We start from the raw sequence: 14916 nt of genomic DNA on the forward strand, positions 1-14916 counted from the left end.
CGTTATTAGGTTTATTAAATCCCTTTGAGTTTTTCACCTTGAAAAGGAAATACTGCAGAAGAAGTACGAGCAGTAGCAAATATTTCTTTTGCTTTTTGTACAATCTCTGGTTTTTGATCCGCTAGATTATTCGATTCTTTAGGATCCTCTTTTAAGTTATAAACCTCAATTTTAGATTTGTTTGGCTTATTTAAACGGTATTGTACTGCTTTCCAATCACCAATTCTAACGGCTCTTCTGCCACCTGCTTCATGAAATTCCCAATACAAGTAGTCATGTTTCTTCTGTTTTTTACTTTGTCCTTCTAAAGTAGGTAAGAATGATATTCCATCAATTTCTACAGATTTAGGTACTTCAATGTCTAGAATATCTGCTACAGTAGGTAATAAATCCCAGAATGCTGAAGGATGAGACGAAGTAGAATTAGGTTTAATTTTACCAGGCCATGAAACAATGTAAGGTACTCTGATGCCACCTTCATATAAGTCTCTTTTTACTCCTTTAAAAGGTCCAAAAGAATTAAAGTAGTAAGGGTCTGCCCCCCCTTCTTTATGAGGGCCATTATCCGAGCTAAAAATAACAATGGTATTTTCATCAATCCCCAATTCCTTAAGTTTGCTCATAACATCTCCTACAGAATTATCTAAGTGATGCATCATTGTAGCAAATGCTGCTCTAGGATACGCTTGATCAGCATAAACACCTCCATAAAACCTATCTTCATGTGACAAACTTGGATCGTGATTCTTCTTATGAACGAAAGGCTTTCCTTGTGGATAAATCTCTTTGTATTTTTGGAAAATTGAATCCTCTTCCACAGTCATCTCAGCATGTGGAATAGTATAAGGTAAATATAAGAAGAATGGATTATCTTTATTATCCTCGATGAAAGCCATTGCTTCTTGATGAATTAAATGATGTGTATAAGTATTTTGACCTTTTTCATTTTCAGGTAACGGAACTTTTACCCCATTATGTCTTAAGTATAAAGGATAATAAGTATGTGCTAACCTTTGGCAATTGTAACCATAGAACTCATCGAAACCTTGAACATTAGGTGCTCCCTCAGATTCTGGATAACCTAATCCCCATTTTCCAAACATACCGGTAGTATATCCTTCTTGTTTTAACATCTTAGGTAAAGAGTATACATCTGCTGGAATTGGAATTTGTCCTTCGGGCATTACTTCTTTGTTTCCTCTTATAGGTGTATGACCTGTATGTTGTCCAGTTAGTAATGCAGACCTTGAAGGAGCACACACACTGCTACCTGCATAATGATCTGTAAATTTAATTCCAGAACTTGCTAAAGCATCAATGTTAGGAGTAGTAAATTTTTCTTGACCATAGCAGCTAAAATCACCCCATCCTGCATCATCGGCAAGGATAAAGATAATGTTAGGCTTTTTCAACGTCCCTTCTTTTACTACGGCCTTTTTTGTTTTAGGGGCACAAGAAAAAAGAAAGAAGCCTACTATAATTGATAGGACTAACTTTTTCATATATAAAAAAATATTCGAGTTTATGAATAAATTAACTTTTGCTTATCTAAAGATAGATAAATGTTTAAAGTTGTATAGGTTACACTTTAACTAGATTGAGGGGGTTAATTAATCAATAAACTATAAACATCTAATTATCAATATTATACCATTATCAAAAATAGTGATTTTTCAAGTTTCAATAACAAAAAATGATCAACTTTATGATGAAATATCATAAGTAATCAATAGTAAATTTCCCTTTATTCTAAATTGAAGGCCCCAAATTTAAATAACTATTTTCCATTCAAACTCACTAATAACAATTTAAAAACAATGCAGTGATTGACGATAAACTATAACACCTTGACGATTTTCTCTAAATGTTTGGTGGGCAAATGAAGGACCTTTGTAAGGTAATCAATCGGTAATTGATTCCTTTTAAATCACTTAAACAAATAGAACAATGAGTATTATTAAAAACGAACAAGTATTCCCTAATCAAGAAATGACACAATATTTTCCTAATAATACGGGTGAATATTGCAAGCCTACACATATCATCGTAGAAGGTTCTTGGAAAGATATGGGTTACGATTTAGCGAAAATAGGTAAAGAACAATTTGGTGTAACACTAAAAAAATACTTTGACCCTATGTATGGTGAAGCTCGACGAAGTTACATGCAAAAACATTACCCCGAAATGTTTGAGATGCAAAAAGGTGTTTTTAAAGCATTCGGTCTACCTGAAGATAATAACGATTATGATGGAACAAGTTTAGCTTTCGATTGGTATGATGAAAACTATGATGGTTTTGACATGGGATCATTAAAAACTTGTTCAAATGCTGTATTGCCAAAAGAAAAAACAGATAATGGTGCCACTTATGTTTCTAGAAACTATGATATGAGTGCTCTTGTATTATGGAGTCCTTTATTTGGAAAACCAGCTCCAGAAGGTGCTTGGGGGCATGCAGAACGTTGGGTTGTTGTTGAATTCAGACCTGAAAATGGTACTAAAACTATTATGAGTGGAACCAATGAATTACTCACTCCATATGTGGATACCATCAATGAACATGGTTTGTTTGTTACCATGTTAAGAGATCCAGAGACAATAGGTTTAGAAGCTTCCCCGTCAAGTGGAGGAAATATTGCAGGAATTACAAATACTCAAGTTTTACATCAATTAGTCAGTACTTGTAAGACTGTTGATGAGGCTAAAAAGGTACTTCTTGAAAGTAGGGTCACACAAACCTTCTTAAACTTCCATATTCCAATTGTTGATAGAGACGGTAATGCCACTGTATTTGAAATCGACAAACATTCTGGAGCCTATATTTTTACAGATAGAAAAAAAGGTGAACCTTTCTTTGTTACCAATCATGCAGTACACCTACACCCAACACCAGATACGTATCCGGAAACACCAGATAGTGCAGCACATAACACATATACAAGACAAAGAATCTTAAGAGAAACTTATAAAAATCTTGATTTGCCTTTGACTCGAGAGGATGCAACAAAATTAATGGATGCTGTTCATTGTGCTTTTGTGGATGAAGAATTAGCAGAAGCAGGGCCAAGCGAAAGATCATTACAAGAAATTAATGCCGATTTATCCAAAGCAGAAATGAGAATACGTTGGTATTTAGGTGACAAAGGGCCTATTGAGGGAACGGAAAATGATTTGGAAGATATTAGAAGCGAATGGGTGACGTTCGGGTTTTAATACACTCAATTCTATCTCTAGAGGGCAGTACTCTGCTCTCTAGTTCTTCTATAATTTATGACTCAACACTATTCACATTCCAAGAAATATGGAAAATACTGACAAATTAATATCACCGAATGAGGATCGCTTCAATTATGTCTGTGATTTTATTCGTAAAGTTGGAAAGGCAGCCCATCGGTATGGGTCTACATCCATACAATTAGAATCTTATTTAACGAACTTGACGAATAGCTTAGGCTATCAAGGTATAATAAAGGTAACTTCCAATGAAATTATCTTTAGTTTTCAGCTCGATAAACATAGTCATCCTTTGTTATATTTAGACCTTTTGGAACCTTCTGACTTCAATATGCATCGTTTATCATTAATAGAGCATTTAATACAAGATGTGATAGATCAAAAAGTAGAGTTAGCGGTAGCAATAAATCAACTTTTAAAGATAGAAGAAGCTGTATCACCTTGGGGAATCATCCCTTTAGCTTTGAGCTTTTCGGTTGCTGGAGGAAGTTTTGCGTTAATGCTTTCTGGTAGTTTAGCTGATGTGATATTATCTGCAGTTCTTGGTTTAGTTGTATTCGTTTTACAACCTGTCATTAGTCAATATGGAGGAAAAAAGGCATCAAAATGGTCCCCTATTATTACATCTTTTATAATTGGTGTATTAACCGCAACTGCAAAAATATATTGGCAAGAAATTAATATTGTTACTTCAACAGTCAGTGCTTTAATCATTTTGATTCCGGGTTTTAGTATAAGTATTGGCTTAATTGAGGTTTTTAATAATCATGTCCTCTCTGGATGGTCCAATATCATGAATGGTCTCCTTTATCTTGTCAAACTTTTTGTGGGTACTTGGTTAGGTGTGTTATTAATCTCTACTGTTCACCAATTACCTGTTACTAACGAAAGTACTCCAATAGATATAGTTTACCTCTACTCAATGTTGCCATTTATTCTTTTGGCACTTTGTATCGTTTTCCAGATTTCTAAACAACATTTATTGGCTGTCTGCCTTATTTGTTTGAGTTCTCTTCTCGGTATGGTTGGAGGGAGTATATTACTAGGGACAAACTTTGGGAATTTTATAGGTACGGTTTTACCTGTGGTACTCTCAAATATTTGGAGTAGAAAAACTAGGCAACCAAATTCTATCCCTTTGCTCCCATCATTAATGCTTATTGTTAGTGGAAGTATTGGTTTCAGAGGGTTAGCCTACTTTTCATTAGGGGAAATTATCGCCGGACAGCAGAGTGTTGTACAAATGTTTATTGTTGCCGTAACCATGGGAGCAGGAATCTTGGTGGGAAATACCTTATCTAGAACTTCAATTAGTCTATAACTCTTTATTCGCTTTTTTCCATTCTAAGAGATATAAAAAGGCTGTGGACTGATGAGGATGCCAATGATCAATAATAGTTTTCATTTGTGCTTTCAAACGAGATTTAGAATCCAATTGATAAAGGGACGTCATGATTTGTTTGATATGAAAGTCGTCCAATGAAAAGATATTTGGTCTATTGAGTGTATACAATAAAATCATATCAATAGACCATTTTCCTATTCCTTTAATTTTTGAAAGTTCATGTACTACTTCTTCATCAGAGCACTGATGCCAAGGAATATTATTTTCAGTCCAAAACTCAATTACGTTAGCAATAGTGGAAAATTTACGCTCAGATAATTTGGCATCTTTCAAAGCCTGATCTTCAAAAATGGAAAAATTCTCAGGAGTGAGTTCTTGTAAATCCGCTTTATCTAATAACTTTTTGAACTGTTTTTTTGTACTTCTATAATGAATCTGTTGTTCGATGACACAACTTAGTAAATCATTAAATACATTATTTGTCGTACAAATTATTGGATCATTTACTATTGGTATGATCTTTTGTAAAACTGGATCGCAACGCATTAAGAACTTTTTCCCTTCGACAATCATTCGTATAAATGTGTTTTTTCCAAAAAGTAACAAGAAAAGCCAGTTATTGTTTTCCTTTGAGGTACTTTTGGGGCAATGGCTTTCCTTCTACCTCGTTGGTCCAGAGAATATTTACAATCCACCATCGGTTTTCCATTTGTACCAATTGATAGCTTGTAATTCCCCTACCACTTTCTCCTTCAGAATCTTTAGCTTTAAAACTCTGAAATACCTGAGCCATGCCGTTGTATTGATCAATTACCCGATGAATTTCTTTTTCAGAATACCCTTCTTCGTAATAAGGATCTGTAATCAGTTCTAGGAAATCATTTAAAGTGACCGTTTCAGCATATGCAGAATCAGTTTCATTCATCAAAATAGTTAACTGAGCTGTGGGTATAAATAAATTTCTTACCGCGGCTGTATCCATTTTATCTCCTTTTTTGAGAGATATTTGGGTAAGTAATTCTGTTATTACTCCATCTATGGTTTGGAGATTACTTTGAGCAGAGCTGTGAACACTCCATTGAAGTGCAATTAAGAAGAGAGATAAACGTAACATGTGCTTTTTGTTTATTATTCTTGACACTAAACAATTGAATTAGTTGCAATTATACATCACAAAAGCAGAAAATAGTTCAATTAATTGACCATTTGACGGTATTCATTTGGGCTCATTGACGTCTTCTTTTTAAAGATCTTACTGAAATATTGAGGGTATTCAAAGCCTAAAGAATAGGCAATTTCAGAAGCACTATTCTTAGAGTTTAATAACCTGTTTTTTGCTTTTTCTATAATGAAATGATGAATATGATCTTGAGTACTTTGGCCGGTCTCCTTTTTTAATAAATCACTTAGGTATTTTGGTGATAAGTTCATTTGTTCTCCACAATATTGTACAGAAGGTATGCCTAATTCCAGCTGTTTTTCATCTTTATAATATTGCTTTAAAAAAGTTTGGAAATCTGCTACAGTATCCTGATTTAAATTCGATCGAGTATAGAACTGACGATCATAAAATCTCACACAATAATTCAATAAAAGTTCGATATTACTGATAATTAAAGTCTGACTATGAGCATCAATATTATTTCTAAGTTCATTTTCAATCTTATGAATAATATCTGTGACTGTTTCTCTTTCGTCATCAGAGAGGTGAAGTGCCTCATTAATAGCATAAGAGAAAAATGAGAAGTCTTCTATTCTTTTTCCCAATTCCGATTTTCTTATGAGGTCGGGATGAAAACATAACGTCCACCCTTTGTCTTCCTTTACCTTTTGATTTTTTTTGAATTCAAGAATTTGATTTGGAGCGGTGAAGATCATCGTTCCTTCCTGATAATCATAAGAGTTTCGTCCATAATTCTGAATAGTAAACACACAATTATCCTTTAAGCTAATCTGAAAGAGATCGATAGCGTATTTGATGTTATCTACTTCTAATTTTTGAAGTTTATCACCCAAACGAAGTACAGAAACCAAGGGATGTTTAGGCTTTTCGAAACCTAAGAATTCATGGATCTCATGTATTGAATTTATTTTTAGGATATCTTTCATCTCTTCACATAATTAAAGTTGTTCCAAGAAAATTAAGAAATCATCTGATCTTTTCACAAAACCACTATCCATGATATAAGTGGCTACCGATAAAACAATAATACCCAAAGCGACACCTTTGTAGTAAGGAGTTTGACTAAGTACTAAACCAATAATAGATAGAAGCATCAATCCTGGATACACATATATTATTAGCGTTTTCCCTGCTTTATTATCGTTGGTATGTTTGGTAATTTCTGCTTTAATACCTTCTTGATTAGATTCATTATACAATTGAACACTTTTCTCTACATGAGCAGGCCTACTATAAATAATATACCCACCATAACCTATTAAAATGGTGATCAATAACCCCAGTGGAATACTACTCCCTTTCAACAATTGATTGTCGCTTTTCAAGATCATCACGAGTGCGGCAAAAATGAGAAAGCCAATACCAATCATGACTTTCCCTTGTGTTACTTCAGCTTTTGCCCAATTATTTGCATATGTAATAAAATCCATAGATCATTTTATTTAAACTGACTCATTATCATTTTATCATAGATATTGTCTCCAAACCATTTTCTAATGGCAATAGCTGGTTTAGCCATATATCCTTTTACATATCTAGTTTTTGGTTTTTCAATCGTCGCAGCTTTTGCGATAACACCACCAAGTACATCTACATGCGTTAGACTATCGTTTGTGTAGGTTTCTTTCATTCCATCTGCTACTTTATTGGCAAATTGAGCATAAGCACCTTTTCCTGAAGTCTTTTTCAGGTTATCTGCAGCAATTGTACCCCATGATGTTTTGATTCCTCCTGGTTCGACTACCACTACATCAATTCCAAAAGGTTTTACCTCCAATCGTAAACAATCGCTCCATCCTTCAACCGCATGTTTAGTTGCATGATACCATGCTCCAAGTGGAGTATATATTTTACCTCCCATAGAAGATATATTTACAATCCTTCCATGATGATTTTCTCTCATATGCGGTAATACCAGTTGAGTAATACGAGCCAATCCAAACATATTCACTTCAAATTGTCTTTTTGCTTCTTCAATGGGTACATCTTCTACCGCACCATAAGATCCATAGCCTGCATTATTGATCAAGATATCAATCCTACCTTCTTTTTCGATGATTGCATTTACACAATCAACAATAGAAGCATCATTGGTTAAATCCAAAGAAATAATTGACATTCCTGCATCTTCTAGATCTTTCATCTGATCCAATCTTCTGGCTGCACCATAAACAATATACCCTTGTGATTTCAAGATGTTGGCGGTCGATTTACCCATACCTGATGATGCTCCCGTAATTAATGCTACTCTACTCATGATATTATAAAACTTTGATTGTCTTTTATTTATATCACAAATTTATTCACACTACCAAAAACAATTGTATTCAAATTTCGGATAATTGTATACTTTTTACTTGGGAGTGACGGAGAGTAGGATTATATAGTGAAAGTCTATAATTAAATAGGCACTTGATAAATTTCTAATTTTTATCCTTAATATACTGTTCAAAAAACTCTTTGATGGTCAAATTATGTGGAGTAAATTTATCTTGTAATGCAATTATTGATTGGATATAATCGATTCTGAAAACCCGAAAATCATTTCTTAATCGACAATACGCTACAAGTAAGAAGTTTCCGTTAGTACTATATATTGCAAATGGTTCAATCGTTCTTTTAGTTACTTGATTTTGAGATGAAAGGTAGCTAATCTCTAGCAATTGAAAATGGATAATTGCTGATTGTAATTCCATTAAATTATCACTCGTTTTTTCCTCTTTGTTATTGCCACCAAAATATACTCTTTCTGATAGTAAGTCGGCGTTACCCTTTTGAGAGTACTTGAGAATCGATTTAATCTTATCTATTGCACTAGATACATTCTTTACCAATGATTCATCTTTATTTTTAAGTACTAATTGCTCGATAGTAATCAATGCATTGGCTTCTTCTTCAGAGAATAAAACTGGAGGTAGATGATAGCCTTCCATAATAGAATATCCTTTACCTTCTTCAGTAATAATGGGAATACCTGATTGTTCCAACGTCCTTATATCTCTATAAATCGTTCGGGTACTAACACCATGTTTTTCTGCTAAATAATTGGCTGTTACAATCTTCTTTGATTGTAATTGTGTGATAATAGCCGTTAGTCTTGCAAGCCTTGGTTTTTCTTCCATCGATTAAAGATAAGTTCCTTGTATATCCTCTCCCCAATTGATGTAAAAAAACATTTTCTATTGTCCGAAGAGTTTCATTTTCACTCCTAAGTTAATACTCATTTGTGAATTGATATCTACAAAATACGTCATCTTACCTTTTTTATAACCAATATGAGACCCAGCAACCCATTTAGAGGAATATCCCATATATGGACTTAAGTAGATATCTTCAATAAAAAAATCATACCCTAAGGTCAGCAACATATAATCGTTAATGATAATGTCTCGACCTGAGATATCATGTTCTTTTTTAGCAAATGACTTACTAAAAGTAACGGTCAAACGGTTGATTGTCACTATAGCTCCAATATTGTAGGTGACATCTGAGCCAGTATAGGCAAAATCGCCATATTGATCATAATAATTAATACTATACGGTGACACTCCAGCAATCAAACCAAAATCTACAGTCAGCTTTTTTTCATTTTTCTGAAACTGTTTATAAGGGTTAGGACATTGCTGTGCAAAAAGGGTAAAACCGCTAAATAAGAATAGTAATAAAAGTAATCTGATCCTCATGAATGTATCCGATTAAAAAAATCTTTTCATGTTTTTATGAGTACTAAAAATTGGAATACTCGATACCATGAAAAGTGCTAACAACAAGGTTAACTAAAAAAATAGATCTACCTTATATTAACTTCCTTCCACAATTTTTAGTTTGCTCATTGATAGTAATATATGTGAATAATAATGAAGAAGATAATACCTTGAATTCTTCGCCTATTTATAGAAATAGGAAATCATGTTTTACTGTTTTCATTAATGTTAGGAAATATACTTTTCTATCAGTTGATAGAATTTAGAAATCTAATTGTATTATTGCATCGCGGTATTATGGTAGATAGCTTCACGCTTATCTGTCCATCGAAACCATTGAGTAAATAATCATAAAAATAAGGTAATACAGGCTTTCATTTATAGCTTGTTTACTTGATCAGATAAGGAAATGCAGCAACAGCAATATTTATATATTATCAATTTCAATTCTAATGAAAGTGAGTTAAGTAAATTGGAATCGAGACAACTTTTTAATGAAGATGTTGCAGGAAAAATGCATTTCTCAGATATCGAAATCGTCCCGTCTAGCAGTCCATTTATTAAAAAAAGAATGGATATTTTATATTCTTCCAATAACTACCAAGATCTTATTGATAAGGTTGAAAAGATGGAAATTAAGGTGGAAGGTTTCAAGGCAGAATATATTATGCTCGAAGGTGACACCATAGGTTATAAAGAACGTTTGGGACAATTAAGAGACATAGGATACCGCATCGAAGGAGAACCTGATTATTACAACCCCACCGTCACTTATGGATTGTGCTTCTTTGAAGACTATTGGTATTTTGGAACTGTAATCAGAGATGATGCTGAATGGCAGAAACACAATCAAAAACCTTGTTCGTTTAGTAATTCTCTAAGTATTAATACCGCTAAAGCACTTGTGAATATTGCTTCTAAGGGAGATAAATCAAAAGCAATTATCGATGCTTGTTGTGGTGTGGGCACTGTTTTGTTGGAAGGCTGTTTTTCAGGTTTTAATATAGAAGGTTGTGATATCAATTGGAAAGCGAGTAATCATACCCAGAAAAACCTTGAGCATTATCAGTACACTACAAATGTATACAACTGTGATATCAAAGATTTAGACAAGACATATGATGCCGCCATTATAGATCTTCCCTATAATCTTTATTCTGCATCTTCAGACGAAATTGCATTTAATATCATAGAAGCCACTGCATTAAAAGCACCTAGAGTAGTTATCATATCCATCACTAACATTGATGAATTCATTCAGAAAGCAGGGTTAAAAACAATTGATAAATGTACTATTGATAAAATAGGTAAGGTAAAATTTACTCGCTATCTACATGTATGTGAAAGAGCAGAATAACTCAGTTCATCACTAATTCTCTTGTGAAAAATTCATAGGCATAAACTGTTTTCAAAAGTGAAAAGGAAGTATTAACCTCAAGTTTATGCATAATGTTATTCTTGTGATTTTTGATAGTATGAGCACTCAAAAATAATAATTCTGCAATTTCCTTATTGGATAAACCTTGGCTTATATATGAAGCTATTTCTTTCTCTCTTCTACTCAATGTATTGTATTTTTGTTTTTGTGATACATAAATAGAATACATCTCATAGTACAATTTAAAGAGTTTCATCTCTTGATGATCATGAGCAGGGAAAGCTATAATATTTATCTCGTTTCTCACTCGATCCTTTACCCAAAAAGTATAGAATATGATATCGTCTTTGAACGTTTTAATTTTAAATGATATAGGTAATGATGTTTGTTGTTTGTTATTGTCATTAATAAACTCATTTACCCTAATGGTATTATACTTCAGGTCAATTTTAAGATGTTCAGTATCCATATCGATCAGGGATACATTTACTAATCTTTCAAAAAGAAAATGCTTGTAAGTTTCAATCGTGAAACTTTCTAGAGTAGCATTAAATTCCAAGATAGATGGAATAGGTCTCAACTTAATGTTAGACTTCATTACTTTTTATTCCTTTATATATGTTTGTCGATTAAGTCACCATAAACAGTACTTAATGACATAGATTACGACAGCAGAATGAAGAATGTTTTACCTATTTTGTAAAAAATCCTCAAAAATCACAATTCAAATGTAACATTGTTTCTAGTGAGTTTATTAATATATAGAACAAACAAATATTAAGTAACATGATAAGTAAACGTCACTTTTTTAAGTGAAAGAAAAAGGCTCAATAATAGGTAATTATTGAGCCCTTGATTTATGGTTAACGCTTTATTAAAGCGATCAATTATTTTACAATTTTATAAGTCCAGTTTCCTTTTTCAAGTCTGATAGTGAACTGCTCACCCTCATTGACGTGAAGCTTCTCGCCACCTTGTACTAGATAGTTCGTAGCAGATGAAACACCTAAGATAATATCATCTTCTTCACCTTCTAACTTAACTCTAAATTCAAGGTCTTTACCCATATCAGCAGCAGTAGTCGTATACTCAAGAATATTACCTTCACCTTCCATCAATACAGAAGTATTTTCATCTGTAAAGATTTTAACTTTTTTCAATGGAGCAAGTTCTACCGTATAAGACTTTGCCTTTTCGTTCATGATTAATCTAGCACCATAAGGCATGTAGAATTGACCTTCACCATTTTCTGATGCTCCAAAAGTACCATTTAAAGAGAAATCAGAAGATGGGTTGATTGGTGCTTGTAGGGTGTTATTACCGTTATCAAATACAACAACTTGTGCATTTGTTAACTCTGTACCATCCCAGTACCAGTCGTACTTATATTTCTTCATGTCTACTGCAGGAGCTGTAGTTCCAGCATACTTAACAGTAAGGTTCATAGGGATAATCACTTGATTATTTGTTTCGTTATCGAAACCTTGCTCTACGCTTGAAGATAAATTAAGATCTGTTCCTGTTGGGTTACCTTGTAACTCGAAAGAATACTTATTATTTAATTTTGCATTAAATACAATTGGAATATTGTTTTCAAAAGCTCTTACATTCATAGATACATCGATGTCAGCATCGTCCATATATACATATGAGTAGTAATAAGTATCTTCGTCTGTAGTACCTACTTTGTTTAAAGTGGATGTACCAAACTCAGTTTTGATAGCTACCTCTTTAATGTAAGCCACTTTACCCCATACTTCAACATATGCCCAGCTTAAGTTAGACATTGTGATATCCGCTGAAGTTTCGCCTGCAGGAATTACTTTTTTACCACCTAAAGTATAAGCAGTGTGATATCCTGTAAATTCTTCTCCGTCTTTAACAAATTTAGAATGTCTAACATCGATAGTTACTTCTCCGATCATTCCTTGGATTAGAATATTATCATCTAGGTTGATGCCATCTAAAAAGAACTCGTTTCCTTTTGAATCTACAGCAACTAACTCATAATTATCTTTCTCATAATTTACTCCTGGATCAGTCATTCTTTGTCCACTGAATGATGAAATCTCAGAGCTAATAATGTTGGATACAATAATGTCTCTTGGTGAATCTCCTTCTATTTGAACTTCCTCTTGTGAACAAGAAAAGATGAAGAATAAAATGGGTAAAAGGAATAATTTTCTCATAGTAATATCTTTATAAAAAATTAATTACATCAGGTGTAATTAGGTATTAAAAAAATTGAGCATTTAATTTCGAGCTCAAAGGGTTATACTTAGTGCTTGCTTAAAAAGATTTAAATATTATAGGTTATTAACTTTATTGACTTTCAATGTTGTAATGATTATGTTTCACTGTTTCATTAATGTATAATTAAAAACTGTCAATTTAAAATAGAGATTAAATTGACAGTTTTAAGGAGGCTCTTACTTAGAAAGAATAACCTATTCTGAGATGAACTCTAAACGCAAAATCGATAGGATTAGCATTACTTATAGAAGAATCATAAAAGGTATAAATATACCCTAAACCACCACCTAATTCGTAATTAAAATCTTTGACTAAATTTCTTCTAATACCCCAAGACAAAAACATAGAAACATCACTAATGTTTCGTAGCCCAGGTACATTAGAAATAACAAACCAATCAGGAGAATAGTTGCCTTCCAAAGCAACAAAACTAGCACTGTTATTCTCTACTCTTTTCAGTTTTTTGGCTCTTTTTTTTATGTTATAATACCATCTTGGAGACAAACTAAAAGTAGGTAACATATATATGACATCTTGCTGGTACTCAGATCCCGTTTGGAAACCTGCATTCATTCCAGCCTCAGTACGTAAAGCTATGGTATTGGATAATCGTGTTTCGTTATTATACCAAACCCCTAGAAATCCTGTTTGAATAGAGTTAATTGAATGTTCTACTGATACAGTTTGTGCTTGAGAGATATAACAAAATGCAGAGAGAAAAATGGTTATTATTAATTTTTTCATTTAAAGGAGAGTATGAAGTTTTATGATTTAGAATAGTTGCGGTTTAATGACAAATAGTGATAAAGGGTTGACAACATAAAAAGAAAAAACCCACATTAAAGTTGGTAGTTTAATGTGGGCCTTGATGTTATATTAGAATCGACTTTTAAAAATATGCAATACGTTATTCCTTTTGAAGTGCTAGCTATGACTTTTCCCTAACATCTTTTCAATAACTTTCACTACCAACAATGCGATCGCACCCACTACAATTCCCACTGCTAGCTCTCCAAGTACAGAAGGAAAACTATGTACTAGGTCATGTACTTGATGTATATTATGAACAAAAATTCCACCTGCCACTAATAACATCGCCACTGTTCCAATAAAAGCCAAGCTCTTAATGACCCATGGTAATGCGTTAACTAGTAACATTCCGATGCTTTTTAATATTCCTTTACCGTTTGAGGCTTCTACTAATTTTAAACCCAAATCATCCATTCTTACAATTAAAGCAACCAATCCGTATACGCCTATTGTTGCAATCAAAGCAGCTAATGAAACTGATAATATTTGTACTGTCATTTCTTCTTCAACCACAGAACTTAATGCAACGATGACGATCTCAACAGATAAGATAAAGTCGACAACAATGGCAGATTTCACCTTTTTCTTTTCTTCAATTTTGAGTTCCTCTTCAGACATTTCAGCTTTGGCTGTAGCTGTTTTCGTATGCCCTCCATCAAATAGATAATGGTAGACTTTCTCTGCTCCTTCAAAAGCTAGATAGATACCTCCTATTACTAAAATGGGTACAATAGACCATGGAACAAAAGCACTCAGTAAAAACGCCAATGGAAGAATAATCAATTTATTGATAAATGAGCCCTTACAGATAGCCCATAATACTGGAATTTCTCTTGAGGCTCTAAAACCCGATGCTTTTTCTGCCGTTACGGCAAGGTCGTCTCCTAAAATCCCTCCAGCTTTCTGTGTAGCTACTTTTGTAGTTACTGCAACATCATCCATGATGACGGCAATATCATCTAGCAATGCGAAAAATCCTGATGCCATTTATTAGTTTTTAAAGTAATAG

At 33.3% G+C, this 14916-nt stretch carries 15 protein-coding genes; 3 read left to right on the forward strand and 12 right to left on the reverse strand.

The features are described from left to right. Nucleotides 1-14 precede the first annotated feature (14 nt). A complete protein-coding gene (locus tag HGP29_RS19920) occupies nucleotides 15-1502 on the reverse strand; it encodes an arylsulfatase (protein ID WP_168884187.1) in 1488 nt (495 codons plus the stop codon). Nucleotides 1503-1947: 445 nt separating this feature from the next. Here HGP29_RS19920 and HGP29_RS19925 point away from each other — a divergent pair, with 445 nt between their 5' ends. Further along, nucleotides 1948-3213, forward strand: coding sequence for a C45 family autoproteolytic acyltransferase/hydolase (locus HGP29_RS19925; protein ID WP_168884188.1), 1266 nt, complete (start codon nucleotides 1948-1950; stop codon nucleotides 3211-3213). An 88-nt stretch (nucleotides 3214-3301) separates the two neighbouring features. Further along, entirely contained in the window at nucleotides 3302-4555 is a 1254-nt protein-coding gene (locus tag HGP29_RS19930) for a threonine/serine exporter family protein (RefSeq protein WP_168884189.1), read from the forward strand. Here the strand turns inward: HGP29_RS19930 and HGP29_RS19935 are convergent. The 7 genes from HGP29_RS19935 to HGP29_RS19965 form a co-directional block, all read right to left on the reverse strand. Next, nucleotides 4550-5152 (reverse strand): DNA-3-methyladenine glycosylase family protein, encoded by a 603-nt coding sequence (locus HGP29_RS19935; RefSeq protein ID WP_168884190.1) that lies wholly within the window; start codon nucleotides 5150-5152, stop codon nucleotides 4550-4552. The genes HGP29_RS19930 and HGP29_RS19935 overlap by 6 nt on opposite strands. A gap of 43 nt (nucleotides 5153-5195) precedes the next feature. Next, entirely contained in the window at nucleotides 5196-5693 is a 498-nt protein-coding gene (locus HGP29_RS19940) for a hypothetical protein (protein ID WP_168884191.1), read from the reverse strand. A gap of 80 nt (nucleotides 5694-5773) precedes the next feature. Then, nucleotides 5774-6688 carry a helix-turn-helix domain-containing protein gene (locus HGP29_RS19945; RefSeq protein ID WP_168884192.1) on the reverse strand — a complete coding sequence of 305 codons (915 nt, stop codon included), beginning with the start codon at nucleotides 6686-6688 and terminating at the stop codon, nucleotides 5774-5776. Nucleotides 6689-6700: 12 nt separating this feature from the next. Continuing rightward, a complete protein-coding gene (locus HGP29_RS19950) occupies nucleotides 6701-7192 on the reverse strand; it encodes a hypothetical protein (RefSeq protein WP_168884193.1) in 492 nt (163 codons plus the stop codon). Nucleotides 7193-7200: 8 nt separating this feature from the next. Beyond that, nucleotides 7201-8019 (reverse strand): oxidoreductase, encoded by an 819-nt coding sequence (locus tag HGP29_RS19955; RefSeq protein ID WP_211093348.1) that lies wholly within the window; start codon nucleotides 8017-8019, stop codon nucleotides 7201-7203. Between the two features lie 166 nt (nucleotides 8020-8185). Continuing rightward, nucleotides 8186-8884 carry a helix-turn-helix transcriptional regulator gene (locus HGP29_RS19960; protein ID WP_168884194.1) on the reverse strand — a complete coding sequence of 233 codons (699 nt, stop codon included), beginning with the start codon at nucleotides 8882-8884 and terminating at the stop codon, nucleotides 8186-8188. A 57-nt stretch (nucleotides 8885-8941) separates the two neighbouring features. Beyond that, complete coding sequence (locus HGP29_RS19965; RefSeq protein ID WP_168884195.1) at nucleotides 8942-9445, reverse strand: hypothetical protein; 504 nt, start codon at nucleotides 9443-9445, stop codon at nucleotides 8942-8944. Nucleotides 9446-9875: 430 nt separating this feature from the next. Here HGP29_RS19965 and HGP29_RS19970 point away from each other — a divergent pair, with 430 nt between their 5' ends. Beyond that, nucleotides 9876-10823 (forward strand): TRM11 family SAM-dependent methyltransferase, encoded by a 948-nt coding sequence (locus tag HGP29_RS19970; protein ID WP_168884196.1) that lies wholly within the window; start codon nucleotides 9876-9878, stop codon nucleotides 10821-10823. A gap of 1 nt (nucleotide 10824) precedes the next feature. On the opposite strand, the gene HGP29_RS19975 is transcribed toward HGP29_RS19970, so the two are convergent. The 4 genes from HGP29_RS19975 to HGP29_RS19990 form a co-directional block, all read right to left on the reverse strand. After that, nucleotides 10825-11442, reverse strand: coding sequence for a response regulator transcription factor (locus HGP29_RS19975; protein WP_168884197.1), 618 nt, complete (start codon nucleotides 11440-11442; stop codon nucleotides 10825-10827). Nucleotides 11443-11731: 289 nt separating this feature from the next. After that, nucleotides 11732-13033 carry a hypothetical protein gene (locus HGP29_RS19980; protein WP_168884198.1) on the reverse strand — a complete coding sequence of 434 codons (1302 nt, stop codon included), beginning with the start codon at nucleotides 13031-13033 and terminating at the stop codon, nucleotides 11732-11734. A gap of 244 nt (nucleotides 13034-13277) precedes the next feature. Next, complete coding sequence (locus tag HGP29_RS19985; RefSeq protein WP_168884199.1) at nucleotides 13278-13841, reverse strand: hypothetical protein; 564 nt, start codon at nucleotides 13839-13841, stop codon at nucleotides 13278-13280. A gap of 180 nt (nucleotides 13842-14021) precedes the next feature. After that, on the reverse strand, nucleotides 14022-14894 hold the full coding sequence (locus HGP29_RS19990; protein WP_168884200.1) for a DUF808 domain-containing protein: 873 nt from the start codon (nucleotides 14892-14894) through the stop codon (nucleotides 14022-14024). Between the last annotated feature and the right edge of the window lie 22 nt (nucleotides 14895-14916).

This window comes from Flammeovirga agarivorans, assembly GCF_012641475.1.
In the GTDB taxonomy this organism is placed as follows: Bacteria; Bacteroidota; Bacteroidia; order Cytophagales; family Flammeovirgaceae; genus Flammeovirga; species Flammeovirga agarivorans.

Bases quoted from the DNA above. Each gene is read 5' to 3' on its own strand.
- HGP29_RS19920 (WP_168884187.1), bottom strand. From the start codon at position 1,502: ATGAAAAAGTTAGTCCTATCAATTATAGTAGGCTTCTTTCTTTTTTCT.
- HGP29_RS19925 (WP_168884188.1), top strand. From the start codon at position 1,948: ATGAGTATTATTAAAAACGAACAAGTATTCCCTAATCAAGAAATGACA.
- HGP29_RS19930 (WP_168884189.1), top strand. From the start codon at position 3,302: ATGGAAAATACTGACAAATTAATATCACCGAATGAGGATCGCTTCAAT.
- HGP29_RS19935 (WP_168884190.1), bottom strand. From the start codon at position 5,152: ATGATTGTCGAAGGGAAAAAGTTCTTAATGCGTTGCGATCCAGTTTTA.
- HGP29_RS19940 (WP_168884191.1), bottom strand. From the start codon at position 5,693: ATGTTACGTTTATCTCTCTTCTTAATTGCACTTCAATGGAGTGTTCAC.
- HGP29_RS19945 (WP_168884192.1), bottom strand. From the start codon at position 6,688: ATGAAAGATATCCTAAAAATAAATTCAATACATGAGATCCATGAATTC.
- HGP29_RS19950 (WP_168884193.1), bottom strand. From the start codon at position 7,192: ATGGATTTTATTACATATGCAAATAATTGGGCAAAAGCTGAAGTAACA.
- HGP29_RS19955 (WP_211093348.1), bottom strand. From the start codon at position 8,019: ATGAGTAGAGTAGCATTAATTACGGGAGCATCATCAGGTATGGGTAAA.
- HGP29_RS19960 (WP_168884194.1), bottom strand. From the start codon at position 8,884: ATGGAAGAAAAACCAAGGCTTGCAAGACTAACGGCTATTATCACACAA.
- HGP29_RS19965 (WP_168884195.1), bottom strand. From the start codon at position 9,445: ATGAGGATCAGATTACTTTTATTACTATTCTTATTTAGCGGTTTTACC.
- HGP29_RS19970 (WP_168884196.1), top strand. From the start codon at position 9,876: ATGCAGCAACAGCAATATTTATATATTATCAATTTCAATTCTAATGAA.
- HGP29_RS19975 (WP_168884197.1), bottom strand. From the start codon at position 11,442: ATGAAGTCTAACATTAAGTTGAGACCTATTCCATCTATCTTGGAATTT.
- HGP29_RS19980 (WP_168884198.1), bottom strand. From the start codon at position 13,033: ATGAGAAAATTATTCCTTTTACCCATTTTATTCTTCATCTTTTCTTGT.
- HGP29_RS19985 (WP_168884199.1), bottom strand. From the start codon at position 13,841: ATGAAAAAATTAATAATAACCATTTTTCTCTCTGCATTTTGTTATATC.
- HGP29_RS19990 (WP_168884200.1), bottom strand. From the start codon at position 14,894: ATGGCATCAGGATTTTTCGCATTGCTAGATGATATTGCCGTCATCATG.